The organism is Aquimarina sp. I32.4, assembly GCF_002924285.1.
In the GTDB taxonomy this organism is placed as follows: Bacteria; Bacteroidota; Bacteroidia; order Flavobacteriales; family Flavobacteriaceae; genus Aquimarina.
In genome coordinates, this window is record NZ_PGUB01000014.1 from 1 (window position 1) to 25,111 (window position 25,111).

At 32.7% G+C, this 25,111-nt stretch carries 25 protein-coding genes, 3 tRNA genes and 1 pseudogene; 10 read left to right on the forward strand and 19 right to left on the reverse strand.

From position 1 onward, the window contains the following. Positions 1-433: 433 nt before the first annotated feature. The 11 genes from CVD18_RS23325 to tgt all read right to left on the reverse strand — a co-directional run bounded on the left by CVD18_RS23325 (position 434) and on the right by tgt (position 9,746). A complete protein-coding gene (locus CVD18_RS23325; RefSeq protein WP_255409416.1) occupies positions 434-556 on the reverse strand; it encodes a hypothetical protein in 123 nt (40 codons plus the stop codon). A gap of 66 nt (positions 557-622) precedes the next feature. After that, complete coding sequence (locus tag CVD18_RS23475) at positions 623-739, reverse strand: hypothetical protein (protein WP_158250393.1); 117 nt, start codon at positions 737-739, stop codon at positions 623-625. A gap of 32 nt (positions 740-771) precedes the next feature. After that, a complete protein-coding gene (locus tag CVD18_RS04740; RefSeq protein ID WP_103864302.1) occupies positions 772-1,635 on the reverse strand; it encodes a DKNYY domain-containing protein in 864 nt (287 codons plus the stop codon). Positions 1,636-1,680: 45 nt separating this feature from the next. Beyond that, the gene (locus CVD18_RS23065) at positions 1,681-1,965 is read right to left on the reverse strand and encodes a hypothetical protein (protein ID WP_369858579.1); all 285 of its coding nucleotides are present in this window, start codon (positions 1,963-1,965) and stop codon (positions 1,681-1,683) included. Positions 1,966-2,014: 49 nt separating this feature from the next. Then, positions 2,015-2,293, reverse strand: coding sequence for a hypothetical protein (locus CVD18_RS23070; RefSeq protein ID WP_233194473.1), 279 nt, complete (start codon positions 2,291-2,293; stop codon positions 2,015-2,017). 191 nt (positions 2,294-2,484) lie between these two features. Beyond that, positions 2,485-3,669, reverse strand: coding sequence for an asparagine synthetase B (locus tag CVD18_RS04750; protein ID WP_103864356.1), 1,185 nt, complete (start codon positions 3,667-3,669; stop codon positions 2,485-2,487). A gap of 115 nt (positions 3,670-3,784) precedes the next feature. Further along, entirely contained in the window at positions 3,785-5,332 is a 1,548-nt protein-coding gene (gene dnaB / locus CVD18_RS04755; protein ID WP_103864303.1) for a replicative DNA helicase, read from the reverse strand. Positions 5,333-5,501: 169 nt separating this feature from the next. Beyond that, positions 5,502-6,455, reverse strand: a complete 954-nt coding sequence (locus CVD18_RS04760) for an acetyl-CoA carboxylase carboxyltransferase subunit alpha (protein WP_103864304.1) — start codon at positions 6,453-6,455, stop codon at positions 5,502-5,504. 73 nt (positions 6,456-6,528) lie between these two features. Beyond that, a complete protein-coding gene (locus CVD18_RS04765) occupies positions 6,529-7,437 on the reverse strand; it encodes a DMT family transporter (protein ID WP_103864305.1) in 909 nt (302 codons plus the stop codon). Beyond that, the gene (locus CVD18_RS04770) at positions 7,424-8,494 is read right to left on the reverse strand and encodes an LptF/LptG family permease (RefSeq protein ID WP_103864306.1); all 1,071 of its coding nucleotides are present in this window, start codon (positions 8,492-8,494) and stop codon (positions 7,424-7,426) included. The genes CVD18_RS04765 and CVD18_RS04770 overlap by 14 nt, the downstream gene beginning before the upstream one ends. Positions 8,495-8,615: 121 nt before the next feature. Then, positions 8,616-9,746: a tRNA guanosine(34) transglycosylase Tgt gene (gene tgt / locus CVD18_RS04775; protein ID WP_103864307.1), complete on the reverse strand. Its 1,131-nt coding sequence runs from the start codon at positions 9,744-9,746 to the stop codon at positions 8,616-8,618. 176 nt (positions 9,747-9,922) lie between these two features. On the opposite strand from tgt, the gene CVD18_RS04780 reads away from it, so the two are divergent. The 4 genes from CVD18_RS04780 to CVD18_RS04795 all read left to right on the forward strand — a co-directional run bounded on the left by CVD18_RS04780 (position 9,923) and on the right by CVD18_RS04795 (position 13,307). After that, the gene (locus tag CVD18_RS04780) at positions 9,923-10,768 is read left to right on the forward strand and encodes a transketolase (RefSeq protein WP_103864308.1); all 846 of its coding nucleotides are present in this window, start codon (positions 9,923-9,925) and stop codon (positions 10,766-10,768) included. 10 nt (positions 10,769-10,778) lie between these two features. Then, on the forward strand, positions 10,779-11,486 hold the full coding sequence (locus tag CVD18_RS04785; RefSeq protein ID WP_146052703.1) for a hypothetical protein: 708 nt from the start codon (positions 10,779-10,781) through the stop codon (positions 11,484-11,486). Then, a complete protein-coding gene (locus CVD18_RS04790; protein WP_103864310.1) occupies positions 11,483-12,436 on the forward strand; it encodes a transketolase family protein in 954 nt (317 codons plus the stop codon). The genes CVD18_RS04785 and CVD18_RS04790 overlap by 4 nt, the downstream gene beginning before the upstream one ends. A 289-nt stretch (positions 12,437-12,725) precedes the next feature. Continuing rightward, positions 12,726-13,307, forward strand: a complete 582-nt coding sequence (locus tag CVD18_RS04795; protein WP_103864311.1) for a porin family protein — start codon at positions 12,726-12,728, stop codon at positions 13,305-13,307. Between the two features lie 71 nt (positions 13,308-13,378). On the opposite strand, the gene CVD18_RS04800 is transcribed toward CVD18_RS04795, so the two are convergent. Continuing rightward, positions 13,379-14,359, reverse strand: coding sequence for an FKBP-type peptidyl-prolyl cis-trans isomerase (locus CVD18_RS04800; protein ID WP_103864312.1), 981 nt, complete (start codon positions 14,357-14,359; stop codon positions 13,379-13,381). Positions 14,360-14,528: 169 nt separating this feature from the next. Here CVD18_RS04800 and CVD18_RS04805 point away from each other — a divergent pair, with 169 nt between their 5' ends. Together CVD18_RS04805 and CVD18_RS04810 are read left to right on the forward strand one after the other, a co-directional pair. Continuing rightward, positions 14,529-14,915: an RNA-binding S4 domain-containing protein gene (locus CVD18_RS04805; RefSeq protein ID WP_103864313.1), complete on the forward strand. Its 387-nt coding sequence runs from the start codon at positions 14,529-14,531 to the stop codon at positions 14,913-14,915. Positions 14,916-15,189: 274 nt separating this feature from the next. After that, entirely contained in the window at positions 15,190-15,690 is a 501-nt protein-coding gene (locus tag CVD18_RS04810; RefSeq protein ID WP_103864314.1) for a phosphoribosyltransferase family protein, read from the forward strand. Here CVD18_RS04810 and CVD18_RS04815 read toward each other — a convergent pair. Continuing rightward, complete coding sequence (locus CVD18_RS04815) at positions 15,682-16,203, reverse strand: shikimate kinase (RefSeq protein ID WP_103864315.1); 522 nt, start codon at positions 16,201-16,203, stop codon at positions 15,682-15,684. The genes CVD18_RS04810 and CVD18_RS04815 overlap by 9 nt on opposite strands. Before the next feature lie 135 nt (positions 16,204-16,338). Here CVD18_RS04815 and CVD18_RS04820 point away from each other — a divergent pair. The 3 genes from CVD18_RS04820 to CVD18_RS04830 all read left to right on the forward strand — a co-directional run bounded on the left by CVD18_RS04820 (position 16,339) and on the right by CVD18_RS04830 (position 16,713). Beyond that, positions 16,339-16,411, forward strand: a tRNA-Lys gene (locus tag CVD18_RS04820). 80 nt (positions 16,412-16,491) lie between these two features. Continuing rightward, positions 16,492-16,564, forward strand: a tRNA-Lys gene (locus CVD18_RS04825). 65 nt (positions 16,565-16,629) lie between these two features. After that, positions 16,630-16,713, forward strand: a tRNA-Leu gene (locus CVD18_RS04830). A 153-nt stretch (positions 16,714-16,866) separates the two neighbouring features. On the opposite strand, the pseudogene CVD18_RS04835 reads toward CVD18_RS04830, so the two are convergent. From CVD18_RS04835 to CVD18_RS04860, 6 genes and pseudogenes are all read right to left on the reverse strand, one after another. Next, positions 16,867-17,421 (reverse strand): annotated as a pseudogene (locus CVD18_RS04835) (transposase). 81 nt (positions 17,422-17,502) lie between these two features. Further along, on the reverse strand, positions 17,503-18,081 hold the full coding sequence (locus CVD18_RS04840; protein WP_103864316.1) for an imm11 family protein: 579 nt from the start codon (positions 18,079-18,081) through the stop codon (positions 17,503-17,505). Beyond that, positions 18,078-18,428 carry a DUF6428 family protein gene (locus CVD18_RS04845; protein WP_103864317.1) on the reverse strand — a complete coding sequence of 117 codons (351 nt, stop codon included), beginning with the start codon at positions 18,426-18,428 and terminating at the stop codon, positions 18,078-18,080. The genes CVD18_RS04840 and CVD18_RS04845 overlap by 4 nt, the downstream gene beginning before the upstream one ends. A gap of 64 nt (positions 18,429-18,492) precedes the next feature. Beyond that, positions 18,493-18,798 carry a helix-turn-helix transcriptional regulator gene (locus tag CVD18_RS04850; RefSeq protein WP_103864318.1) on the reverse strand — a complete coding sequence of 102 codons (306 nt, stop codon included), beginning with the start codon at positions 18,796-18,798 and terminating at the stop codon, positions 18,493-18,495. A 957-nt stretch (positions 18,799-19,755) separates the two neighbouring features. Further along, positions 19,756-22,998 carry a TonB-dependent receptor gene (locus CVD18_RS04855; RefSeq protein ID WP_146052704.1) on the reverse strand — a complete coding sequence of 1,081 codons (3,243 nt, stop codon included), beginning with the start codon at positions 22,996-22,998 and terminating at the stop codon, positions 19,756-19,758. 150 nt (positions 22,999-23,148) lie between these two features. Further along, positions 23,149-24,324 (reverse strand): FecR family protein, encoded by a 1,176-nt coding sequence (locus tag CVD18_RS04860; RefSeq protein ID WP_103864320.1) that lies wholly within the window; start codon positions 24,322-24,324, stop codon positions 23,149-23,151. Between the two features lie 88 nt (positions 24,325-24,412). Here CVD18_RS04860 and CVD18_RS04865 point away from each other — a divergent pair, with 88 nt between their 5' ends. After that, positions 24,413-24,970, forward strand: a complete 558-nt coding sequence (locus tag CVD18_RS04865) for an RNA polymerase sigma factor (RefSeq protein WP_158250392.1) — start codon at positions 24,413-24,415, stop codon at positions 24,968-24,970. Positions 24,971-25,111: the final 141 nt, after the last annotated feature.

The window sequence follows — 25,111 nt, forward strand, 5'->3', positions numbered from 1 at the left end:
ATCTGCAAGCTGCGGGCAATAGTTTTGACCCCTTTTCCTTGACTGTGCATTCTTAATAGTTGTTTTACTAAACTCATACGTTTTGGTGTTCCTGCCATAGACATCTTTTGACGGTTAAAAAACCATCAAGTAAAACCAAAATCAAATAGCCTAAGGGGGGGCAGCTTGATCCAGAATACTATCCTATCATCTCCAGTAGAGAGGGGTCAACATGCTCCAGAATCAAAACAACTTTTGTTCAATAAAGGGGTCAATATGCTCTAGAATCTAACAAACCCCATCCAAAAGGGTCAGCTTAGTCCAGAATAATTGATCACAGTACTTGTCAAAAGTAATATTAGGCTATCTTTTTAATACAGAGGGGTCAGTATCCGACAGAACGGCAGCTAATATATAGTGCCTAATACTGATCTAGGGAGGGGGTCAGCTTGCTCTAGCGTATCCACCTACTTGGTATAACTTCTTCTTTTACCTGAATTTCTTTTTCAGATTTGACTTCTTTCTTACAAGAAATCATCATTGTACATATTGCTATTGGTATCAGTAACCTTTTCATGATGAGAATGTGTTTTAAAATTTTAAAACACCTTAGTCGATTTTACAGCAAATCCTTACAGAAACATTACCATTTTTTAGATTTACCTATAACTTTCCCTCCTTCGTATGTGTGTTTTTTATCAGAAAACGTATAATCGTTATCGTTATACTTAAAGGTTTTAGCATCTGCTCCTTCTACTATTTGCCCTAAAAAAAGACGAAACTAGTATCTTTTTACCCATATCCAACTTCTTCAAAAGTTAAAGCATCCGCTTCTTCTATGAGTATTCCTTGATAATAAATACTATTATCTATTTTGACAATAGTATTATCATTATAGAACTGTATTTCTTCTGGTTTTTTAAAAGGTATTCTAATTATTGTATCCATATCCTTTGTCTCTATCCCTCTATCTTTGGTATGAATATACACATACTTATCATCACGAATATATGAAGGTACCAAGGTAACCGCTTCAGATATATTGGCATCGATTTTATATAAAGGTTGTTGATACCTTACTAGGTACACATCGTTAATGTCTTTACAAAATTGATCACTAATTACCGTAAAAGATTCATGATCTACTTTTGTTAATTTCTCTTCATTTCTAAAAATAAAATTTTTATCCTTTGCAAAATCATAGCTCAACTGTTCATACGTCTCTGGATCAGCATCTTCAAACACTTTAAAACCTTCTCCCTTTTCACTAATATGATAATAATTATCTGTAAGAATATATACATGATTTTTATCCATAGGAACATAATTAGCTTCTACTCTAAAGGAAGCTACATCTATTCCAAAATCAATTCTTTTGGATTTAAAATAAGCATATTCTTTATCTTTTGCATAGTCTCTACCTAATACCTGAAAAGTAGTCATATCTACCTCCATATCATCTTTCCCTAAAGAAAACCAATTTCCCATAGGACTAAATACAATCCCTTCTCCATCTCTAGTATAGAAGTATGAATCAGACAATTCTTTATTTACCAATTTTCCAAATGGGTTAAAAAAACGATATACCCCATAACCATCTAAAGTAATCAGGAGTACAAAAACAGCTATCAATATCATTAATACTTTCTTTATCATCGGGTTAGAGATTTCCTTACCTTTAAGTACTCTTAAGACAAAACTCTAAGTACATGATAAAAAATGGTTTATGTTTATATTTGTTTGATTTAAAGCATTTAACAATGTGTTAGCTATATAGTCTAACCCATATTTAAATATTGTTTTAGCTTTTCTCCCATGTTTTTTGATGATGATAGGTTTTACTTTTAGATGAATATGTATGCCTACTTTATAACACCATACAAAGGCTATCATTACAAGTAATATAAGCTTCTCTATTCGTTCTATTTGCTGTAAATGTGTTTTTTCGATATCGAACCCGCTGGATTTCATAGCTTTAAAACACATTTCTATTTGCCATCGTTGTTTGTAATGTTCTTTGGCTTGTTGTGGTTTATTAAAGGATATGATAATGAGAAACTCTCCTTTGTGTAGTTTGCATCCTGAGATGTAACACAGCTCTCCATGAAGAGATACGTCTTAAAGAAGAACTAGTGTTAGCTGTAGTGTCAAAAGCATTTGCCAATTTATCAGAGGTTACAGATTGTACTTTACATAAGCTACTAATAAAAAGTGCTATTAGCTTTATGCGAGCTAGATTTATTTTTCCTTGAAAATGAGTGTTGAGAACAGAAGTTAATTCACTATTTTTAGTGACAGCATTGGTTTTCTCCATTAGATAAATAGGCCGAATTATTCATCTAATATATTGAAAATCAATACTTTATCCTAATAAAACCATGCATATTTTACTGATAATCAAGTAATTATATTTTTGTCATGTACTGTGGACAAAACTATAAAATATAACAGTTATCTATATCCCTATAAACAGTGATTCATCAAAACATAAACATCTAAAAATAATTATGTTTTCTGTTTTTTCTTTTTTGCAGCTGGAAAAAGTACGTTATTTAATATCAAACGATATCCAGGAGAGTTAGGGTGTAATTCTAATTCAGTTTTTGGATCACCTACTCGATGTGTATAGTCTTCTGGATCGTGCCCTCCATAAAAAGTAAAAAACCCTTTTCCTTTGATCCCATGTATGTAACGGGCTTCTGAATTTGTTCTGTTCTCTCCCAACACCAACACATTAGACTTAATCTCATTTGGGTTATACGCAGTAGTTTGCCCCATAAACCCTTTTACCAAAGCAGTATGATTTTGACAAAGCATTGTTGGAATTGGATCCCATTTGGCTGAAAAACTCATTAAAGTAAAATAATCTGTAGTTTTAGAGATACGACGATTTCTTGTCATATCTATAGAAGAAAACTCATATATATTTGGGCTACGCTCTAGCGTAAAATTTTTAAAAGCAAAAGTTTTATTAAAATCTATTTTTGATTGATATCCTGGTTCACTAGGGTCTCCATCAAACATAGGTTCACAAATATCTATTCCTTCTGCAGCCAAAGCTATTTCAAAGCTATCAGTAGCACTACACATTGCAAACATAAATCCTCCACCAACAACATAATCTCTAATTTTGAGAACAACCGCTAACTTCTCTTCTGAAACTTTTGAATATCCTAAAGTTTTTGCGAGATTTTCTGCTGCTTTTTTCTCTCTTATATACCATGGTGCTGCTCTATACGAAGCATAAAACTTACCATATTGCCCCGTAAAATCTTCATGATGTAAATGTAACCAGTCATATAGGATTAGATTATCTTCTAAAACTTCTTTATCATAAATTGTCTCATAAGGAATCTCTGCAAAGGTCAATACCATTGTCACTGCATCATCCCAAGGTTGATTTCCTTTTGGTGAATACACTGCTATTTTAGGGGCTTTTTCTAAAACAACAGCTTCCATATTCTGTGATGGGCTACTAATTTCCTCTAGAATATCATTTGCTTCTGCATCACTAAGCACTTCATAAGAAACCCCTCTAATAGTACATTCTTTTCTTATATTATCTACATCTGGCAATAAAAATGATCCTCCTCTATAGTTCAACAACCATTTTACTTTGATGTCTTTACTTAGTGTCCAATAGGTAATCCCATATGCTTTTAAATGGTTTTGCTGACTCTCTGCATCCATGGGTATCAATACATAAGATGCATATGATTGAAATGTAAATAAAAGAAGAAATATAATTATAAGATATTGAAATCTTCTTTTTGGGTTCAAAGAAGATTTCAATAGTTGTCGTATTTTAGAAAGGTACTTCATCGTCATCACTAGAGTCATTTATGCTACTCCCAAAAGCCTCATCAGCACTAGGAAGATGATTTGCGCTAAACGGTTCATCTTCCTCTTTACCATCATTCATTTTAGAATGAAACTCAAAAGGAGTACTAAAATCATCTAAGTTATCAAATTTACCTAAGTGACCAATAAATTTTAACCTAATATTTTCTAATCCACCATTACGGTGTTTTGCTACAATAAATTCACCTTGACCTTGAGTAGGTGACCTTTCTTCATCATCCCATTCATCAATTTTATAATATTCAGGTCTAAAGATAAAGGCTACAATATCAGCATCCTGCTCAATCGCTCCAGATTCACGAAGGTCACTCAATAATGGTCTTTTACTTCCTCCACGAGTTTCTACAGCCCTTGATAACTGAGATAAAGCAATTACAGGAATACTCAATTCTTTTGCCAAAGCTTTCAGGTTTCGAGAAATCGTTGATATTTCTTGTTCACGATTTCCGTTTTTACCACTTCCCCCTGCAGTCATTAATTGAAGGTAATCAATTACAATCATCCGTATGCCATGCTGCGATGCCAAACGTCTTGCTTTTGCTCTAAGGTCAAAAATTGATAGTGATGGAGTATCATCAATAAATAATGGTGCTTTTTCTAAATCTTTTACTTTTACATTAAGCTGTTCCCACTCATGTTTCTCTAACTTACCAGTACGCAATTTTTCTGAAGAAAGACCTGTTTCTGAAGAAATCAAACGTGTAATTAACTGAACTGATGACATCTCCAGAGAGAAAAAAGCTACAGGAATATTACTTCCAACAGCCATATTTCTTGCCATAGATAATGTCAAAGCTGTTTTACCCATACCTGGACGAGCAGCCACAATGATCAAGTCACTTGGTTGCCAACCAGAAGTCAGTTTATCTAATTTATCAAAGCCAGAAGGAACACCACTCATTCCTTCTTTATTTGAGATCTCTTGTATTTTTTTCTTTGCTTGTATTACAAGATTCTGGGCACTCTCTGTAGATCGCTTAATATTTCCTTGAGTAACCTCATACAATCTGGATTCCGCCATATCCAAAAGATCAAAAACATCAGCAGTCTCATCATAGGATTCTTCAATAATTTCGTTCGAAATTTTAATCAAACTTCGTTGTATGTATTTCTGAAGAATAATTCTAGCATGAAACTCAATATGGGCAGAAGAGGCTACTTTTTGAGTTAATTGTATTAAGTAATAATCTCCTCCTGCCAATTCTAGTTTTGAATCTTTTTTTAATTGAGTCGAAACCGTTAACAAGTCAATAGGTTCGGAGTTTTCAAAGAGTTTAAAAATCGCTTCAAAGATGTATTGATGGGCTTCTCTATAAAAAACATCGGGATTCAATATATCAATAATTTCATCGACCCCTTTTTTATCAATCATCATCGCCCCAAGAACAACTTCCTCTAAATCAACTGCTTGAGGAGGTATTTTTCCTTTTTCAAGCGAAATTACGTTCCCCCGATCGTAATTTTTTTGTGCAGCTTGCTTTACTTTTTCCATGGTTACGAATGTAAAAAAATTGTAAATGATGTACCTAAATACAAAGATACGAATGTCCACAGGTCTTTAACAAATGGACTGTTAATAACTCTATTTTATTGTTAATAAGCATAAAAAAAATCTGAAGTCTACAACTTCAGATTCAGGTAGTAAGTGATTCTTTTAGAGATTAGTCTTTAAAGACTCCCATATTTGCATATTTCTCCATTCGTTTTCCTACGAGTTCTTCTGGTGATAAGTTTTTTAATTCTTCAAAAGATTCCAAAATTTTATCTCGTACCGTTTTGAAAGTTGTTTCTCTATCACTATGAGCTCCTCCTAATGGTTCTTTTACAATCTCATCAACTACATTAAGCTTTACACTATCTTTTGCTGTTAGCTTCAACGCTTCAGCAGCCAATTCTTTCTGCTCCCAACTTCTCCATAAAATAGAAGAACAGTTTTCTGGAGATATTACTGAGTACCATGCGTTTTCTAACATCAATACTTTGTCTCCTACTCCAATACCTAACGCACCACCACTGGCTCCTTCACCAATTATAATCACAATAACAGGAACTTTTAGACGTGTCATTTCTAATATATTACGGGCAATTGCCTCTCCTTGTCCACGTTCTTCTGCTTCTAATCCAGGGTATGCTCCTGGAGTATCAATAAAAGTTATAACAGGAAGGTTAAACTTCTCTGCGCTTTTCATCAGTCGTAAAGCTTTGCGATATCCTTCTGGGTTCGCCATTCCAAAATTACGATACTGTCTGGTTTTGGTATTATAACCTTTTTGTTGACCAACAAACATAAAACTCTGATCACCAATTTTTCCAAGACCACCTATCATTGCTTTATCGTCACGAACATTTCGATCACCGTGTAGTTCTAAAAATGATTCTCCACAGATTGCATCTATATAATCCAAGGTATAAGGTCTCGAAGGGTGTCTAGACAACTGAACTCGTTGCCAAGGTGTAAGATTTTTGTATATTTCTTTTTTGGTTTCTTTTAGTTTTTTTTCAATTTGTTTACAAGTATCTGTAACATCAACCGCACTTTCTTCGCCTATGGCGCAAGCTTTTTCAAATTGCTCTTCAAGCTCTTTAATGGGGAGTTCAAAATCTAAATATTCCATATCAAGAATATATTTATATTACTAGGGTTAGCCGACAAATATAAAAACTTTACTTCGTAAAGTAGTGTAAAGTTCATGCTCTTTTTCTTTTTTTAGCATTTTTAAAGATTCCATTCATTATTACGGTACAGAGAATAATTGCTGCTCCGTAGTAAAATTGGGGATTCATCTTCTCTGCCTCTCCAAAAATTAAAAAAGCCAATATAATCCCATATACAGGCTCCATGTTAATTGTAAGCATCACTGTATATGGACTCAAATATTTCATTACCTGCACCGAACCTATAAATGCATATGCTGTGCAAACAGAAGCTAATAATAGCATATACAACCAATCAGAGGTAGACAACTGAAAAAACGAAAATGTAAATCCATCTGTCTCTTTTCCAAAAACAGTCATTATTAACAAATAAATTGTTACAACCCCTACTCCACTCAATAATTCATAAAATGAAATCATCGAAGGGCGGTATTGCTGTGCAATTTTCCCATTTATAAGAGAAAAAACTGCTGATAAAAATGCTGAACACAATGCATATATAATCCCTTCTATATAATTCCCTTCTACCTTAAAAATGATATACAATCCTATAATAACCAGAATCCCAAAAAAAACTTCATACCAGATCATTTTTCTCTTATAAAAAATGGGTTCGAGTATAGAAGTAAAAAAAGCTCCTGTTGAAAGCATTGCTAATGTTATTGATATATTAGACACTTTGATTGCAGCAAAAAAAGTAATCCAGTGCAAAGCGATAATAATTCCTGCTAAAAGAAGGGTAAAAAATAATCTTCTGGAAATACTTAAAGATATTTTTTTGAAACAAATGAATCCATAAATAAAAACAGAAGCAAGAAGCATCCTATACCAAACTAAAGGAAGCGCATCGATAGAAATCAGCTCTCCTAAAATTGCGGTAAACCCCCATACAAATACGATAAAATGTAAATGAAGGTAATTTTTAAATTTAACGTTTGGCATTATATAATAGATAAATAGCTAAGATCCCAAAAGATATATTAGGAAACCATACAGCAATTATTGGCGGGAAATCAGATTGATTCGCCAATGTACCTAATACTTTATCAAAAAAGATAAAAACAAATGCCAAAGAAATACCCACTGCAAGATTAACTCCCATTCCTCCTCTTCTCTTCATAGAAGAAACTGCTACACCAATCACTGTAAGAATAAAGGCAGACACAGGAATACTCCATCGTTTATATGCTACCACTTTATATCTATTTATATCTGATGAACCTCTTTTACTTTCTTTTTTTATAAACTTACTTAATTCTGTATAATTCAAGGTTTCTGCCACATAAGTAACTGGCGTAAATTCATCTATATTAAATGGTAGGATAGTATCTTTAGTTTTTGCTTTTTCTATAACATCCTTATCCTCTAAAACTGTACGTTTCACATAATCTTTTAATTCATAAATACTGTCCTTAAATACAATATTTCTAGCAGATATCTTAATACGTAATGCATTCCCATCAAAATATTCTAGTGTGAAATTTGTTGCAGATTTCTCTAGAGGTTTAAAATTATTTGCATACAAGAACATACTATCATTAAGTTGCCTATATACATTTTTTGTTTCTTGTACTTTTTTATTTTTTTTGAGATAAGAATACTTAAACTCATTAAACCCCTGACTGGCTTTGGGAGCTAAAAATAACCCCATTGCCAATGCTCCTATACAGATTATAATAGCTCCTACCATATAGGGTCTAAGAAACCTCCAAAACGAAACTCCAGAACTTAAAAAAGCAATAATTTCGGTTTTGTTCGCAAGTTTTGAAGTAAACCATATTACGGATAGAAATACAAAAAGAGGAAATAATAGATTGGCAAAATATATTGTAAAATCAAGATAATACCCTATTACCGCATCAAGGGGCACTTTATGCTCTAGCATATTATCTATTTTTTCTGAAAGATCTACAATAATTCCTATCGGAATAAAAAGTAAGATCATTGTAAAAAATGTACCCAAATACCTTTTAAGTATATACCAGTCTAATATTTTCATCAAATTTCTTATAAATTCAAACCTTTATATTTTGTCTTGACCACCTGATTACTAAAGTTTAAATATCAATAATCGCATTTACACAAAGGCTACTCTTGTTTCTTTCTTACTACCCTAACCGCTATAATCTTTTATCCATCTGCTTCACCATCATATTCTTCCAAGAGTAAAAATCTCCAGCCAATATATGTTTTCTCGCTTCTCGAACCAACCATAGATAAAATCCAAGATTATGTATCGTCGCTATTTGTTTTCCTAATAATTCATTAACAGAAAAGAGATGTTTTAAATATGCTTTTGAATACTCGGTATCAACATATGTAATTGCCATCTCATCTATAGGAGAAAAATCATCACGCCACTTTTTATTCTTGATATTGATTGTTCCATGTGCAGTAAATAACATACCATTACGAGCATTACGTGTTGGCATTACACAGTCAAACATATCTATCCCTAACGCTATATTCTCAAGAATATTAATAGGAGTCCCTACTCCCATTAGGTATCTTGGTTTGTCTTCTGGCAAAATCTCAGTAACCACTTCTGTCATTGCATACATTTCTTCTGCAGGCTCTCCTACAGATAATCCCCCTATCGCATTACCTACAGCACCAGCATTGGCAATATATTCTGCTGATTGTCTTCTTAGATCTTTATAGGTGCTTCCTTGTACTATTGGAAAAAAAGCTTGATCATACCCATATTTAACTGGAATTTTTTCTAAATGTTGCACACAACGATCCAACCATCTGTGTGTCATATGCATACTTCTTTTTGCATATCTATAATCACAAGGATAAGGAGTACACTCATCAAAAGCCATGATAATATCTGCCCCAATAGTACGCTGAATTTCCATAACATTTTCTGGAGTAAACACATGATAAGACCCATCTATATGAGACTTAAATTTCACCCCTTCTTCTTTTATTTTACGATTATCAGACAAGGAATATACCTGATACCCTCCACTATCTGTAAGGATATTTCTATCCCAATTCATAAACTTATGTAGCCCTCCTACTTTTTCAAGAATAGAAGTCTGAGGTCTTAGATATAAATGATAAGTATTACCAAGAATAATATCAGGATTAATATCATTTTTCAATTCTCTCTGATGCACACCCTTTACAGTTCCTACTGTTCCTACTGGCATAAAAATAGGAGTTTCTATTACTCCATGATCTGTCGTTATTTTTCCTGCCCGAGCACTGCTCTCTGGGTCTTTAGATAAAAGGTCAAATTGCATAATTCCTGTTTGGTAGAGCGCAAAGATAGCTAACTAAAATTACATGGATCTACTTAGGTTTTCTAAAACTTTTTGTTATTAACAATAGTTTCTTAATTAAAAGCAGGCTATACATTTTGTCACCGCATACAAAACCTGTATTTTTGGAGCTTTATTATCAAGAAATCAGCAGTATAATGCCAAAAACAAAACAATTAGAAGATTTTGCAACACAGGTTCGTAGAGATATTTTACGACAAGTACACAAGGTTAATTCTGGTCATCCAGGAGGTTCCTTAGGCTGTACCGAGTTTTTCGTTGCCTTGTATCAAGAAATTTTAGATCGAAAAGATGATTTTGACATGAATGGTATCGATGAAGATATCTTTTTCTTGTCTAATGGCCACATCTCTCCAGTTTATTATAGTGTATTAGCGCGAAGTGGATATTTCCCCGTTGAAGAGCTAAATACATTTAGACTAATCAACAGTAGATTACAAGGACACCCAACTACTCATGAAGGGTTACCTGGTATTCGTATTGCTTCGGGATCACTAGGACAAGGAATGTCTGTAGCTTTGGGTGCGGCACAAGCAAAAAAGCTAAACAATGACCCTCATCTTGTCTATAGTTTACATGGTGATGGTGAGCTACAAGAAGGCCAAATATGGGAAGCTGCAATGTATGCTGCTGGAAAAAAAGTAGACAACCTAATTGCTACAATAGATTACAACAAAAAGCAAATTGATGGTGCTACAGACGATGTATTACCTCTAGGAGATCTAAGAGCTAAATTTGAAGCTTTTGATTGGGATGTTATGGAAATCAAAGAAGGAAATAATATTTCTGCGGTTGTAGAAGGATTAAAAGAAGCAAAAAGCAAAACTGGTAAAGGAAAGCCTGTTTGCATACTAATGCACACAGTAATGGGTAATGGAATAGATTTTATGATGCATACACATGCATGGCATGGTAAAGCACCTAATGATGAGCAATTAGAAATCGGACTAGCTCAGAATCCAGAAACACTTGGTGATTATTAAAACTCAAGGAATGAAAATGACAAAACTATTATTTTCTATTGCAGTAATAATATTTGTATCAATTCACTCTTATGGTCAAAAAGTAAAAATTGATTATTCTGTCGATTATGAAATTGAAAAGAGAGGAAAAAAAGATACAATTACTATAGGTTTTAGTAAAAGCGGTGATTATTTATATTCTGATGCTGATTTACTTGGTCAAGGTTTTAAAAATTCAGTTTTCAGACGTCGAAACGCAGATTTTACAAATTCAGAATTACATACTGTTTTTGACATAAAAAATCGATTCGTTTGCTTCTTGATGAGTTTTGATAAAAATGAATTTTTCATGAAAATGAATATTGATGATTTTATTCCCCCAATGAATAACAAATCTTCATTTGATAAAATAACAGAATTCATTCTTGAAAAAACAGATAAACAAATAGAAATCGAGAATACGTCATACGAAATTCACAACTTTTATTTTGATAGTGAGCCTAATGAAAAGATTGAAATCGCATACTCTAAAGACATGGAGTTTAATAATTCTATTCTAATGAATTCTTTTTACACTATGCTATCAGGAAATGATGGATTATCAAAAATAAAAATACCAAAAATCAATGGGGCTATACTCTATATTGCTAGTAAGCGTAAGACGCTTATCAAAGCAGTAAAAATAGATACAAACCCTAAAACTTTAGACATTAACTTTAGTTATAAAATTACAGAATGAAAAAATATATAGATACAGGAAAAAAAGATACTCGTTCTGGTTTTGGAGCTGGTTTAGAAGAATTAGGTAAAACTAACGAAAATGTAGTTGCATTATGTGCTGATTTGATCGGTTCTTTGAAAATGGACGCTTTTATTGCAAACCACCCAGAGCGTTTTTTTCAAATAGGAATTGCTGAAGCAAATATGATGGGAATTGCTGCTGGACTAACTATTGGTGGTAAAATTCCTTTTACAGGAACTTTTGCTAATTTTTCTACTGGTCGTGTGTATGATCAGATACGTCAATCTATAGCGTATAGCGACAAGAATGTAAAAATTTGTGCATCACATGCAGGATTAACCTTAGGTGAAGATGGTGCTACTCACCAAATTCTAGAGGATATCGGACTTATGAAGATGCTACCTGGAATGACTGTAATTAACACTTGTGATTACAACCAAACCAAAGCTGCTACAATTGCAATTGCTGATTATGAAGGTCCTGTTTATTTACGTTTCGGAAGACCTAAAGTGGCTAATTTCACTGCTGAGGATCAAAAATTTGAAATTGGTAAAGCTGTTTTATTACAAGAAGGAACAGATGTAACTATTGTCGCTACTGGTCACCTTGTTTGGGAAGCTTTGCTAGCTGCAGAATCTTTGCATGAACAAGGAATCAGTGCAGAAGTAATCAATATACACACCATCAAACCTCTTGATGATGAAGCTATACTAAACTCTGTAAAGAAAACAGGTTGTGTAGTTACTGCAGAAGAACACAATTTCTTAGGAGGTTTAGGAGAAAGTGTTTCTAGAGTGCTGGCAAAACACCTTCCTTCTCCACAAGAATTTATTGCTACAAACGATACTTTTGGAGAAAGCGGAACTCCAGAACAGCTTATGGAGAAATATGGGCTAAATGCCAAATCTATATACGAAGCTGCTCAAAAAGTAGTAAAAAGAAAATAACAACTACTCAAGTTATATTCAAAAAGCCTTCTGAATAATTCAGAAGGCTTTTTTTTAGCCCACTCCGTTCTAAAATAATTTAAAACAACTGTCGTTATCTATATACTAGCCATTTTACCAAAATCATTCAATTTTTTATTAATCTATAATCCACTTTATACTTTAGAGCGTCTGATAACGCAGGTCGAATTATTATAAAAACACATAACATGATAACATGTTTTAAAACAGTTTTACTGCAATAGACTTTCTAATACTTAAAAATGGATTCACGTAAAACTGTTTTACAATGAAAAATATTTTTGTTTGTTTTGTACTATTTAGCTCTTGCATTCTAGCACAAGAAAAAAGAACAACCTTTGGAGTAAAGGCTGGATTTAATTATGGTGACAATGGTAAGATTGAAATTACCGATGCTACCAGAATATCTGCCGATGATCGTGTTGGGTATCATTTAGGTATTTTCCTGAGAGGAAACCTAACTGATAACATATACTTAAAACCAGAACTGCAATACACTGTAAACAATAGCACTTATGATCTTGACGGAGCTGATCTTGATTATACTATCAAAAAATTAGACGCACCTATTCTTCTTGGAATTTTTATTTTGAAACCAATACATGTTTTTGCAGGACCAGCTTTGCAATACATCGTAGAAAACGATCTTGAAGATGTGAGGCTTGGTGATGTAAAAAACAAATTTACTGTTGGATTACAATTTGGTGCTGGATTACAACTTGGTCGTCTTAATATTGATGTGCGGTATGAGCGAGGGTTAAACAAAAATAAAGTAAAGTCAATAGATGAAGATATTAGAGTTGATTCTAGACCGAATCAACTTATCCTAAGCGCTTCTCTAGATTTATAAAATAAAAAACGAAACTCTGGAATAATGCCCTAGAGTTTCGTTTTTATTTCTCTTAAAAAGTATACTTAATATTATTCATTTTTTTTCTCTCTATCATCAAAATCTAAGTGATTCTTTATTCCATCACCATCATCATCATAAAAAGTAATTTCATCTAGCGTAATCACACCATCTTCATTTAAATCAACAGAGGCTATCTCATCTCTTGTTAACACCCCGTCTCTATCATCATCATTATCGATATAATTTGGTGTTAAATCCTCGTCTGTATCATCATCTGCATCAAAAACCAAACGATCTCCGTCTAAATCCTCCAAGTAAGAAGGAATTCCATCACCATCATGATCAGACTGATTTACATCAAACAATTGAATATTAAAAATCAAAGGAGAATACGCTGGGATTCCTGGTTGAGTCCTATTAAAATATCCCAATCCAGAAGGCATAAATAACACTGCATGACCATAATCATTCTCATAAACAGGAACACCATCACTACTAATCTCTTTAACTCCAGATGCTCCTCTAAAATCTATAAGAGCTTCTCTCCACCCTTCAATAACTGCCCCGCTAGGACTTGCCTGATCAAACCAATGGTATGTTATTGCGCTATCAAACAAGACATCATCATTATACAGCAATTCACCTCTGTATGTAACCAAAGTTGAATCAGCATAGGTAGGCTTATGACTTCCTGCACCTTCATTCAATTTTAATACATATAATTTATACTCTACTCCATCTCGAGTTATTTTTTTAGTAGTCAACAGATTAGAGTCTATGATTGGTAATTCTGTACTATTATCACCTGCTATAGTATCTAACTTTGCTATCTCGTATTCTGGCACTGTATCATTATCCAAAAATACTTTTTCTACTTTATAGAAATGTGTTTTTAAATATTCCTGAAGCATTGCATCATCCGTTTGTTGTTGCTCCCCTCTATTTCTTGGTGGAACTGTTACTACATCACCTCCATCATCATCTTTTTTACAAGCACATAAAGCCACCAAAGCAAACACTGTGGCGTAACTATACTTTCTTATATTCATCTATTTACTTTTTTAAAGGTTGCAAGATACGATTTTCTCGTACTTTTGTTTCATCTGTTTATCTTTTTTGTTTTTATAATCAGATCTAGTAGAAAATACTTAATTATAATTAATCGTATTTTGCTGTTTTTTTAATTGTTTAATTTTTTTTAAACGCATTTTATTTTTTATGCGAGTTGATAAATACTTATGGTGTATACGATATTTCAAAACTCGTACTATCGCCACAAAAGCCTGTAAAGATGGTAAAATCCGTGTAAACGGAGATATTGTAAAACCATCAAGAGAAATCTATCCTATGGATAAAATTATGGTTCGCAAAAACCAAGTCAATTACGAACTGGTTGTACTTGGCACTCCTGATAATAGGATTGGTGCCAAACTTGTCGACATCTATCGTAAAGACACTACTCCTAAAGAAGCGTTGCAAAAATTAGATCTTTTAAAATATTCAAAGGATTATTATCGTAAAAAAGGAACAGGAAGACCTACCAAAAAAGATAGGCGTGATATTGATGACTGGTTTACTGATGATGGAGATGATAGCGAAGAATAGGTATCTATAAAAGGTATTTTTTTGATCTTTATCCCATAAAAAGCACACCTCCTATTTCTGAGCAATAACCAGATATCTGCTCTTTTGTTAATACAAGATATTACAAAAAGGCAGCTGTTTTTTACTTAAGAAAGGTCTTCAATTTCCTGATCAAAAAGAACTCTTTTTTATATTTGAAAAATATAACCGTATTTATAAAAACAAAATCTGTTTAAGATTAAAATAATAAGCCGTTTATTTATACTATTGTACTACTAAATCAATATTTCAAGACATGCAAGCTGATCACAACATCATTCTAAATCACGAACAAATACAACATAAAGTAAAACGAATTGCATATCAGATTTATGAATCTAATGTTAACGAAAAAGAAGTTATTATTGCTGGTATAGCAGAAAATGGATATGTTTTTGCTCAACGCTTAGCATCTATTTTAGAAAACATCTCTGATTGCCAAGTAACTCTTTGCAAAGTTACTATGAATAAAAAATCCCCACACAATACTATTCAAACCTCTATTACTCCAGAGCAATATAAAAACAAATCTTTGGTTCTTGCTGATGATGTACTTAATTCGGGTACTGCTCTTGTTTATGGTGTAAAACATTTTCTTGATGTTCCTCTTACCAGATTCAAAACAGCAGTATTAGTAAATAGAAATCATAAAAAGTATCCTGTCAAAGCAGATTTTAAAGGAATTTCCCTATCCACTTCTTTACACGAGCATATCGTTGTACAGTTTGGAGAGGAGGATATTGCTATTTTAAAATAATAGCGCTATCACCTCATCACTGATTTGATTTGCTTCTTTATGATCAGTGGTTACCTTGTAATCGGCTTTATTATAATAAAAAGAGCGTTCAAAAAGATGTTTACGAACAAAGTCTTTCAATTCGTCTAGCGTAGTTGTATGTGCTATTAGAGGACGTTTATATCGTTCTTTAAATAATCTTTTTGATAATTCGTCTAATGACGTTTGTAAATAAACACTTTTTATTCCTTCTTTCTGTGTAACGTTTTCTATGTTTCCAGCAAAACAAGGAGTTCCTCCTCCAAGAGAAATAACAGTATTATCATACGTTTTTAATACCTCTTTAAGATACAAAGATTCCTTTTTTCTAAAATAAATCTCGCCTTGATCTTCAAAAATCTCAGAAATTGATTTTTTTTCTTGATTTTCTATGTAATCATCCAAATCTAGGTACTCAAATTTTATCTTTTTTGATAATTCTTTACCAATCAAAGATTTACCACTACCCATATATCCTAGTAAAACTATATTCATATTATAAAAATTAAATAGATCTTGTCAAAAATAAGTGTCTTTTTAAATAAAATGAAAATTTATATGAATTTCTTCTTGATTAATAAATTAATGATAGTATATTTGCACCCGCATTCAAGGAAAAACAGAATGTATGACCGGGTAGCTCAGTTGGTAGAGCATCTCCCTTTTAAGGAGAGGGTCCTGGGTTCGAGCCCCAGCCCGGTCACTAAAAAAATAACTAATAATTTGAATCTGGTAATTATTATTTATTTAGCTCTTAAAAATATCAGATAATACATTTTATATGACCGGGTAGCTCAGTTGGTAGAGCATCTCCCTTTTAAGGAGAGGGTCCTGGGTTCGAGCCCCAGCCCGGTCACTAAAAAAGTATCGTATTTTTTACGATACTTTTTTAGTTTTATAGTATATTGTATAAAATTTATTGCCCAGGTGCTGGAATTGGTAGACAGGCATGGTTGAGGGCCATGTGTCCATTAGGGCGTGCGGGTTCGACTCCCGCTCTGGGCACAATTACCTAATAAAAATCTGATAATAAGCACTTAAAAAACCTAGTGGTAAGTCTAAACTTATTAACCTCTATTAACTTATATTTCCCACCTTTTCAAACTTGGATCAAAAGTTGTTTTTATGCAAATATTCTAGTTAATCATTCTACATTTCTCACACCTCTTTGAACTGTGCTCTAAAAGCTTTTATTTTTGCATTAAAGGGTTCTGCTGATGTATTAGTGCTTCTATTGATAAAGTAATTTAGGATTGATCTATGATTTATGGTTATTGTATTTGCTATGGTATTAAATGTTTTAAACCCTGTTTGCTCTACATCTTTATACCAATGGGCTAGTTTTGTGTATGCTGTTTGTATAGAAGTAGCAGTATTGAATATATTTCTTAGCCCTTGTACTAAATCGTATGCTTTTTTAATATCTGGGTATTGTTCAAAGAGAATCTTCGATCTTAGGTATTGATTCTGAGTCCAGTTCTTGGGTGCTTTATAGAGCAGATATCTACTTCGAGCCAGAAGTTATTTTCGGGTATCTCCATTAGAGAATATTTCAGGGTTGAATTCTTTTTGCTTGTCTTTAGCTTGTTTGATTTACTCATTTTCTTGATCTATAGCTTCCCATCGATGCTTGATCATGATATCCTGTAAGGCTTCTAAAGCTAATTTTTGCACATGAAAACGATCGATAACTTGTATAGCTTTGGGAAACATTTCTTAACAATCGTTGGACTACCTAGAGTTTGCCTCCAGCCATCGAATAAAGTTGATAACCCTTGATATAAAGCCATACTGTTAGCTCCCAAATGGAGATGAAACATTCCAATCTTTTAATGCTATAAAGCGTATGCCTGTCGGATTTAAGGCTTCGATTTTTTCTTTGATGGATTGGTGAATCACATTATGCTCATAATCTAAATCAATTCTAAAAGCTAATCTATTATTTAATGGAACATCGACAAAAAACTCTTTCTTTAACACAATATTAGTAACAGATCTTATTCGTCCATTTTTATTCAGGATAACATCAGACTTATCAAGATCAACACATGAATATCTCTGTAGTAGGTGAATAATATAATATGAATCTGAAAGATCTATACCATCAATATCTACTTCTACAACCTGAACTTGCTCTTCGGGAATATTAATACTTAAGCATTCAGCTAGCTGTTTATTAACTACAGGGCGAGATATCCAAAAATGATCAACCACTTTAATACTGTTGGGCTTTGGCTCACCAATTTTAAGCTGATACTTCTTTTTAGAAACGGGTTTATTTCTTGAAAATTCTCTTGAAGACTCATCCCACGCTAAAATAGGAACATTTTCTTCTAATCCATATGTAATAATATAATAGTTATCAGCCATCATTTTCCTACTTGAAGTTTTCCTATAAACCTGATAATACTGGCTTTCTTTTTAAAATGATATATCTGGTAATTTAGGTTATTTTTTCGAAATTCATATTCATATTCATATTCATATTCATATTCATATTCATATTCATATTCATATTCATGATCATGACCAGCTGAATCAGCTTTTCTTTTATTGGACATTTTTCCTGATATGGAGCTTCCACCACAATCAATAAAATGTTTTGAGATTTCACCAACTTCGGTAATGTAAAAATGTGATGGAACTAAACTTCCGCCTAGCAATTCAAAAGCAATAGTTTGTAAGTTTTGCAAATATTTTTTTATTTCTGATAATTTCATAAGGTTTTATATTTATTGTAATATTGCGATTAATAGTTTCTTTTTTTAAGAACAACAAGTGATGTTATTTGATGCTAAAGAGAGAAAAAAATAAAGTTTTTGAATAGCTTTCTAGTTTTGCTCGTCTATTACAAAAACGGACTCCTTCAATAGATTCTTTAATAATTCCAATATTTTTCAACTCTTTTAAATATTGTGATATAGTAGGTTGAGCTAAATTTATAACTTCTACCAAGTCGCCACAAATACAAGATTGTATTTTTGTTAAATGTTCAATTATAGCGACGCATACAGGGTGCCCTAACACTTTTGCTATTTGAGCAATTTCATTCTGCTCAGTAGTGAAAAATTCTGATTTTGTAAGCCTCATAATTTATATATTGCAATATAACTAAGTTATAATTAATCAGTCGATTCATTGTTTTTAGTTTCATTAGCTATCTTAATGATTTCTTTTAACCTTGTCTTATGTTCTTATTTCTAGTTTAACTTTGTTTACCATATTTTTTTCTTTCCTTTTTTTGGGCATATTAATAAATTCTTAAGTTTCACTAACAGCTTTAAGTGTAAGTATTTCCTGAAAAAATGGAGTAGCAAAATTATTATTGAGTTTATCTAAACACTAAAGTAGTAATTATTTTTATATGACTATCGGATTCCTTGCATAAACGGTGATTTGCATGTATCTTATTGAAGTGGTTTAAAAATGATTACTGTTATGAGAATTCAATAATTTTTTAAAAATTTTCCAGATGAAGCTAGTTTCAAGGTTCATTTTAAAGCAGAAAGAGATAGTCATGGTATTATCTGCAAACGATGTCAGGGGAAGCAACACTATTGGCTTTCTACTAGAGATTAATATCAATGTAAAGGATGTAAACATAGAACTACTTTGCGCAGTGGCACCTTATTGCATGGCACACAATTACCTTATTATTATTATTGGTATTTTGCAATACTCATGCACCAGTGTTTTTCTGCCTTAGAAGTACAGTGGCAATTGGAACACCTCTATTATGAACCTATCTGGTATATGCTCCATAAAATACAATATTGGACTACCCTAGTAAATTTGTAACGGAAGTGTAAATACAACTCTCCCTAGGCCTTAACCCTGAGACAGGGTTATATTTACCCTTTCTCTGTAATCATTCAAAATCATTTCATATAGAATTAATAAATTGAATCAATTACAATAAGGCTGATAGCAATTCTCAATTGAAATTACCTCCTAAAATTGCTCCTTTTTACTCCATGCTTCAAAATATAATGGCAGAAACAACATTGTTATTTCTGCCATATTAATTTTTTGTTTTTTTAATGGAATCTATAAGCTAAAGTTTATTCTTGCAAACAAAAATCTTCCTGAATACCCAAACTGAGATGTTCTTCTAGAATATACAAATTGATCCCCAGCTGTTCCTCCTTCACGATTATCATCAGGATATACATCAAGTAAATTATTTGCTCCAACGGTGATATTTAGGTTTTCAAAAACCTTTGCTGACACAGAGAGATCAGTAACTATTTTTCCTCCATACACAGCATCATCACTAACCAAGGTTCCTTCTACTCTAGCATCTCCATTAAAGTCATCTGGGTCTGTAACTTCTCCAAAAAACACATTTCTCAACAATACATTATATCGTCCTATAGACAATGCATTGGTAAGACTTAATTTGGTTCTTGGCTGTGCCAACGTTAAAAATGCTTCTTCTTGGGCATCAAAAAAGTTACCTCCTTGTCCTGCATTATCGATTTTTTCAGGAACTCTAATTTCCTCTACTTCTGTCTCTGCAAAAGTAGCTGACAAATCACTTTTTAATGTAGCATCGCCTCCAAAATTAGCTTTATGAGATATAACCACATCTACTCCTTTGGACCTAGTATCAATTGCATTTACAAAAAAACGAGCACTTGTAGCTCCAGCATTATCAAATATACGGCTAAGCTCTGCATTCCCACCATTTCCAAAACTACCGCTATATACAATTCTATCATCAATATCGATTAAGTATGCATCTGCTGTAACTGTAAAGTTTTGAATTTTGGCTGTAAAACCTAAACTATAGCTATCAGACGTTTCCTCTTTTAATTTAGCAATTCCTATCAAGTTTGCTGCTCTACTGTCATTTGTAAAAGTACCTTGCTCAAACGGTTGATTATCTACAAAAACAGTACTGGTTCTACTAAAAAATTGCTGATGTAAAGAGGGTGCTCTAAATCCAGTACTATTAGCTCCTCGTACCGATATGTTTTCTGTTATTTTATATCTAGTGGCCAACTTATAATTAAAAGTATCCCCAAAATCAGAGAAATTCTCATATCTAGCTGCTAAACTTACCAGCCATTTCTCAGTAAAATCAGCTTCAATATCTACATATCCAGCGATACTGTTTCTGTATTTATCGGTTTCATTATTAGGATCATATCCTCTAAATACCTGAGAACCTCCACCAAGAGGCGTTCCTGTAAAATTATTTCGCACCAATTGATCATCCATAGTCGCACTGGTAACAGGGTTTCCGTTGATATCATAACTTGTATAGGAAGCTTCTTCTCCTGCTGTAATACTATAATTTTCTACTTTATACTCTGCTCCCATTGCAACACTCAATCCTTTGAAAATATCTTCATGAAATTTATTGATATCAAGGTTGGTTGTATTTTGCATAAAACTTAACCCTCCAGCATCAAAAGTTCTTGGAGTTGCAATTCCTAATGTTCCATTACTAGAATTACTAACGGTGATATCAAATATATTAATCCCATAAGTATTCGAGAAATCAACATTCCAGTCTTTAACTTTACCCTTAATTCCTAAAGAAATAGATTTATCTACAATATCGGTTCCTATATTTGGTAAAAAACCATTAGGAAAAGCTAATGTATTTGCTCTACCATCACTTTGAGCAGGTCTTCTATAAAAACCAGACGCCAGCCCTTGTCTGTAACTGATGCCTCCAAAACTATACAGCTCTGCATCATCTCCTAACGGAATCGCCATATTTGCAAAAAACTTACCTTCTCTTAATTTTGCTGTCCCTACTTTAAACCTAAAATCAGCACGTGTTAGTCCTCGTGCTGTTAATTCTGATTCATCAACATCAACATCCAACAAGCTTCTAAAAGTTTCTATATCTGTATCATTACTAACATCTAAAGCTGCTATTTGATCTCTGGTAGCCTGATCAAGGTATCCAATACCTTGAGCCGCGGTTTGATAGTCGGCCAGTGTCATTTCTGATACATTTCCTCCTCCTGCAGCAAAAACACGTTCTGCTCCATGAAACCCTCTAAAAATATCTCCTTGATAATTACGATTACGCAATGCAGGCTCTCTAGTAGAAAGAGATCCTGTAAAATTGATAAAACCTCCTTTTTCACCTAAAGCCAATCCATAATTTGCTTCTAACTTTACTTTTTCTCCATCACTACCTCCTTCAAACTGGTTAGAGTTTTCACTAAAATTAGCTCCTGTAGTTAACGACATATCTAATTTTCCTGTTGCTTTTTTAAGCACAATATTGATTACCCCTGCAATAGCATCAGATCCATATTGAGCGGCTGCACCATCTCGCAATACTTCAATACGCTGAATGGCTGCTGTGGGAATAGCATTCATATCTGTACCTACACTACCTGCACCTACTGTACCATTTACATTTACCAAAGCTGTATTGTGCCTTCTTTTTCCATTAATTAAAACCAATACCTGATCAGGCCCTAATCCTCTCAAAGATGCTGGATCAATATGATCTGTACCATCTGAGACTGTTTGAGTTTGAGAAGTAAAAGAAGGGGCTACATAGTTTAGAATCTCATTTACCGATGTCTGTGGTCCTTGTGTAGCTATTTGTGTAATATCTATAACATCTATTGGCACTGCCGTTTCTGTAGCTGTACGACTAGGGTTTCTTGACCCTACCAAAACTACATCATCTAATTGTGCCGCGGCATCTTGCAAAGTCACTGACACAAAATCTTTGCCTGATACATTGACCTCTTTAGTCTCAAAACCAATAAAAGAAATAATCAATGTAGTATTCTCATCTGGTAAGCTAATTGCAAAATTACCTTCAAAATCTGTCTGAGCACCATTTGAAGTACCTTTTACCAATATATTTGCTCCTGGTAATGGGTTTCCAGCAGCATCTTTGACACTCCCTTTGACCTCACGTTGCAAATCAACCTTAGTATCAAATAGAGGTTCTTTTTTTAATATCACCTGTTTCCCCACAATGGTGTATGAAATCCCTTTATTTTTAAACAAAATTTCTAAAACTTTATCCAGTGCCTGTTTATCAACTTTGATAGTAGCCTTTTGATTTAAGTTTACTTCATCATTGATATAAAAAAATTTGTAAGACGTTTGACTTTTTATCTCCTCTAGAATTTGTGATAGTGGCGTTTTTTCAAAATTAAGTCCTATTTTGCCTTGAGAGAAGCCCGAAGCTGCTATCATTTGAAAGATTGAAAAACAAAAAAGAATTAATGTAAGTTTCATTTTTAATGTAATTGACAGGTATCCCGCGTGTGAAAACGGCATACGATTACCCTTTTTTTTCATATTTTTGAAAAGTTTGATTGTTAAGTACTCAGTTTAATAATAATCGAATAAGTAAGGGAAGTGTAGCAGCACTTCCTTTTTTTTACAAATAGACTATCGTTTCTTATTAAAGAATGATCTTTTATTATCCCAGATCAAATCTTCAATCTTTTATTCTTGATGTATTACTATTGTATTCTTGTTTATCTCATATGTAAATTTTAAAGTTTCTGAAAATATTTTTAAGATCTCCTCGATATTCTCAACATCGAACTCCCCTGTAAATCGTGTATTATTCAACCTATCATTATGACATATAATGGTTACATCATATGCTCTTTCAATCCTAGTTAATACATCTGAAAAAGATTCATTTTGCAATAGTATTTTTTTATCCATCCAAGACGTATACAAAGATGTATTTACCTTTTTTTTGCTTAAAATCTTCACATTTTTATTAAAAACAGCCTGATCATTGGGTTCTAATTGTACACCAGAAATAATATTCTTCTGATCTTTTACCAACACTCCACCTTCTACCAAGGTTGTTTTCACCTCTTTATCTTCTACATATGATGATACATTAAATCTTGTTCCCAGTACCTGAACATCAACTTCTTTTGTTTTTACAATAAATGGTTTTCTTTTATTTTTGGTTACATCAAAAAATGCCTCCCCTTCTAGGTATACGACCCTATTTTCTTCTGAAGCCGCAAAATTTTGAGGAAATCTCAAACTACTTCCTGCATTTAACCAAACTTTTGTACTATCAGAAAGAACAAGTTGAAACAACTTTCCTTTTGGAATAACAACTTCTACATACTCAAGAAGGGTTTCTTTATTTTTATCTGGTTGTACAACAAATTGATTTTGTTTTTTTGTCCCCAACAAATTACCATCGGTACTTACAACCTCTTTTTTACTATCAAAATCCATATAGATAACGCTACCATCTGCTTGAATAATTTTGATTTTAGTATCATCTACCAAAAACTCTGACGCTACCACATTAGGGGATTTCTTGGGTATAGATGTATTTACTATTGCATAATAATAGCCTCCCAAAAGTATACATACTAGTATTGCAGCATATTTCATAACTTTTTGAAAACGTCCCAGTATGAGTTTTTTAGTTTTATTTTTATCTATCTTATTTATAAAATTAATATACGCTAATTCTGAATCCACAGACTGCTCATTTGCAGATGCATACCACTCATTCACTTCTTTTTTAAAAAGAATCTTATTGCCCTCATCCTCATTAAGCCACTCTTGCAATAATTCTCTTTCTGAAGCCGAAATATCCCCCTGAAGGTATCTCTTAATTATTGTTAAATAATTATCCATTATCCTCTTTTTACAATTAAATGATGCAGAAAAAACAAAAATCCCCTACTTTATTTTATTTTTTTTAATTTAGTAGATGATTTTTATCATGAAAAAAAACAATCAACACATAGATGAATTACTAATCAAAGGACTTGAAAAGGGAGACCAAAACAGTTACAAAAAATTGTTTGAACACTATTATCCTTCATTATATAATTATGTTTACAAACTCTCCAGTAATTCTTATGTATCTGAAGATTTGGTTCAAAATGTGTTGCTGAGAATTTGGGAAAAAAAATCTTCCTTAAAAATCACTTCGTCTTTAAGAAACTATTTATTAAGAGCCTGTCATAATGAATTTCTTATGTACTTACGGCAACAAAAAAAAGAATATGATAGTATAGATGAGTTAAAATGGGAAGCTTTATTAGAAATGCATAATACCCCTGAAGAAGACCAAACAGAAACAGATTGGTTAAAAATAGAAAGGGCAATCGAGCTACTCCCTAAAAAATGTAGAGAGGTTTTCAAACTTAGTCGCTTAGAACAAAAAAAACATAAAGAAATAGCCGAAATTTTAGGTATCTCTACCAAAACTGTAGAAATTCATATTAGCAAAGCTTTACGCTTCTTAAAGGCAAACATTTCTGTTTTTTTTCTTTAAAACAAATCACTTATTGAAAAATAAAAACTTATAAACCAAACATTTAAGACAACTGTTTTTAGCAAAAAAAAAAAATCTTCAACAATTACCATCATTAATTTAATAAGCAGAAAAAGAAAAGTCTCTTCTTTTTTCGTACTT

Bases quoted from the DNA above. Each gene is read 5' to 3' on its own strand.
- tgt (WP_103864307.1), bottom strand. From the start codon at position 9,746: ATGCAATTTGACCTTTTATCTAAAGACCCAGAGAGCAGTGCTCGGGCA.
- CVD18_RS04815 (WP_103864315.1), bottom strand. From the start codon at position 16,203: ATGAATATAGTTTTACTAGGATATATGGGTAGTGGTAAATCTTTGATT.
- CVD18_RS04795 (WP_103864311.1), top strand. From the start codon at position 12,726: ATGAAAAATATTTTTGTTTGTTTTGTACTATTTAGCTCTTGCATTCTA.
- CVD18_RS04780 (WP_103864308.1), top strand. From the start codon at position 9,923: ATGCCAAAAACAAAACAATTAGAAGATTTTGCAACACAGGTTCGTAGA.
- CVD18_RS04790 (WP_103864310.1), top strand. From the start codon at position 11,483: ATGAAAAAATATATAGATACAGGAAAAAAAGATACTCGTTCTGGTTTT.
- CVD18_RS04810 (WP_103864314.1), top strand. From the start codon at position 15,190: ATGCAAGCTGATCACAACATCATTCTAAATCACGAACAAATACAACAT.
- CVD18_RS04850 (WP_103864318.1), bottom strand. From the start codon at position 18,798: ATGAGGCTTACAAAATCAGAATTTTTCACTACTGAGCAGAATGAAATT.
- CVD18_RS04785 (WP_146052703.1), top strand. From the start codon at position 10,779: ATGAAAATGACAAAACTATTATTTTCTATTGCAGTAATAATATTTGTA.
- CVD18_RS04765 (WP_103864305.1), bottom strand. From the start codon at position 7,437: ATGCCAAACGTTAAATTTAAAAATTACCTTCATTTACATTTTATCGTA.
- CVD18_RS04845 (WP_103864317.1), bottom strand. From the start codon at position 18,428: ATGAAATTATCAGAAATAAAAAAATATTTGCAAAACTTACAAACTATT.
- CVD18_RS04760 (WP_103864304.1), bottom strand. From the start codon at position 6,455: ATGGAATATTTAGATTTTGAACTCCCCATTAAAGAGCTTGAAGAGCAA.
- dnaB (WP_103864303.1), bottom strand. From the start codon at position 5,332: ATGGAAAAAGTAAAGCAAGCTGCACAAAAAAATTACGATCGGGGGAAC.
- CVD18_RS04865 (WP_158250392.1), top strand. From the start codon at position 24,413: ATGAAAAAAAACAATCAACACATAGATGAATTACTAATCAAAGGACTT.
- CVD18_RS04855 (WP_146052704.1), bottom strand. From the start codon at position 22,998: ATGAAAAAAAAGGGTAATCGTATGCCGTTTTCACACGCGGGATACCTG.
- CVD18_RS04770 (WP_103864306.1), bottom strand. From the start codon at position 8,494: ATGAAAATATTAGACTGGTATATACTTAAAAGGTATTTGGGTACATTT.
- CVD18_RS04750 (WP_103864356.1), bottom strand. From the start codon at position 3,669: ATGGATGCAGAGAGTCAGCAAAACCATTTAAAAGCATATGGGATTACC.
- CVD18_RS04800 (WP_103864312.1), bottom strand. From the start codon at position 14,359: ATGAATATAAGAAAGTATAGTTACGCCACAGTGTTTGCTTTGGTGGCT.
- CVD18_RS23325 (WP_255409416.1), bottom strand. From the start codon at position 556: ATGAAAAGGTTACTGATACCAATAGCAATATGTACAATGATGATTTCT.
- CVD18_RS04840 (WP_103864316.1), bottom strand. From the start codon at position 18,081: ATGATGGCTGATAACTATTATATTATTACATATGGATTAGAAGAAAAT.
- CVD18_RS04860 (WP_103864320.1), bottom strand. From the start codon at position 24,324: ATGGATAATTATTTAACAATAATTAAGAGATACCTTCAGGGGGATATT.
- CVD18_RS23065 (WP_369858579.1), bottom strand. From the start codon at position 1,965: ATGTGTTTTAAAGCTATGAAATCCAGCGGGTTCGATATCGAAAAAACA.
- CVD18_RS04740 (WP_103864302.1), bottom strand. From the start codon at position 1,635: ATGATAAAGAAAGTATTAATGATATTGATAGCTGTTTTTGTACTCCTG.
- CVD18_RS23070 (WP_233194473.1), bottom strand. From the start codon at position 2,293: ATGGAGAAAACCAATGCTGTCACTAAAAATAGTGAATTAACTTCTGTT.
- CVD18_RS04805 (WP_103864313.1), top strand. From the start codon at position 14,529: ATGCGAGTTGATAAATACTTATGGTGTATACGATATTTCAAAACTCGT.